The organism is Aeromonas lacus, assembly GCF_000764665.1.
GTDB lineage: Bacteria > Pseudomonadota > Gammaproteobacteria > Enterobacterales > Aeromonadaceae > Aeromonas > Aeromonas lacus.
On record NZ_JRGM01000061.1, the window covers coordinates 1 to 1,248 of the forward strand.

At 39.3% G+C, this 1,248-nt stretch carries 1 protein-coding gene; it reads right to left on the bottom strand.

All coding sequences use genetic code 11. The features are described from left to right. Nucleotides 1-144 precede the first annotated feature (144 nt). On the bottom strand, nt 145-792 hold the full coding sequence (locus LG31_RS20330) for a winged helix-turn-helix domain-containing protein (RefSeq protein ID WP_084059568.1): 648 nt from the start codon (nt 790-792) through the stop codon (nt 145-147). Nucleotides 793-1,248: the final 456 nt, after the last annotated feature.

Consider the following 1,248-nt stretch of genomic DNA (forward strand, 5'->3'; position numbering starts at 1 on the left):
GTTCTGAGGACACCATTTTTACACACACCAGTAATAATTATATTGGGAGTCTCAAGTTGAGAGCGATAATCGCAACCATAGCTATTAAAAAATGGCAAAAGAATATACGGCAATGGAAAGCATACTACTGCAGCAAGTGAAAATTTAATGCTTTTTCTCATAAATACCTTCCCCAGTAACAGGGTCTATACCATAAATATAAGTACCACTATCTGATGGAGCATTCTCCAATATAGATTGTGATAAACTGACAGAGTCAACCGTACAGACTGTGATGTTTTTATGCTCAACACAATGAAAAGGAGCGCGATCCCTGAACAAGCTAACTACACCAACCCAAAGCATTACCACTAGGACGGAAAAAAATATAAAACGTAGTGACAACACAGGCCTGTAAAATACTTTGACCCACCTAAAAAAATGACTATCCAGTAAACTTTTACTAGTTGTTAAGGATGTCATGTCGGAAGATATCATAGCGACACCCTCTTCTGTGGCTCTCATAGAAATGACGCCAGGTAGAAGGCGATAACCCTCACGAGGAAGGGTAACAACAAGGGGCTCATTTGTGACCTTAGTCAGTATGGTTCTAATGTTTCTTATAGCCATATTCACAGAGTTAGGAACAACGATTCGCCCAGGCCAACCAACAACAAGAAGAGCGTCCTTTGAAACCACCTCTCCTTCGCGTTCGATAAGACACTTGATAATTGCCAGCTCGTTCTGGTTTAGATGGCCTATCACAGAATCACCATTAAAAACAGAGCCAGTAAACTGATCAACGTAAACCATGAAACCACACCTATCGATTTAGCTTTCCTACAGTATAAATAAAAAAACACAACAAAACATCAACCAACGGATAAAATGGTCTCATTGGGGGCAATCAGCTGGGTGTGACTGTGATAGTTGTAAATCACCTCAAGGCTTTAAGTTGCATTTATCTATCACGAAGGCGTATTTACCACCGTAGTTTTATTGGAAGCCCCAAAAATTTAGCCCCATCTGGAACTATTTGTGATACATTATAAAAATGAAGTCACTAAGAGTAGGTGGTAATTAGCCTACACCAAGGATAATGCAGGCTAACTAACAATAAAATTTATATCACTATAAAGCAGTTCTCCACTTGCCAATTTCTGTGAATCTTCTATCTATATAAGGAATGCGATCATTATAACTCAGTAGAGAACTCCATGAAGACAATGCCACCGATGCTTGGCTTTTGGCAAGCATTGACATATTACC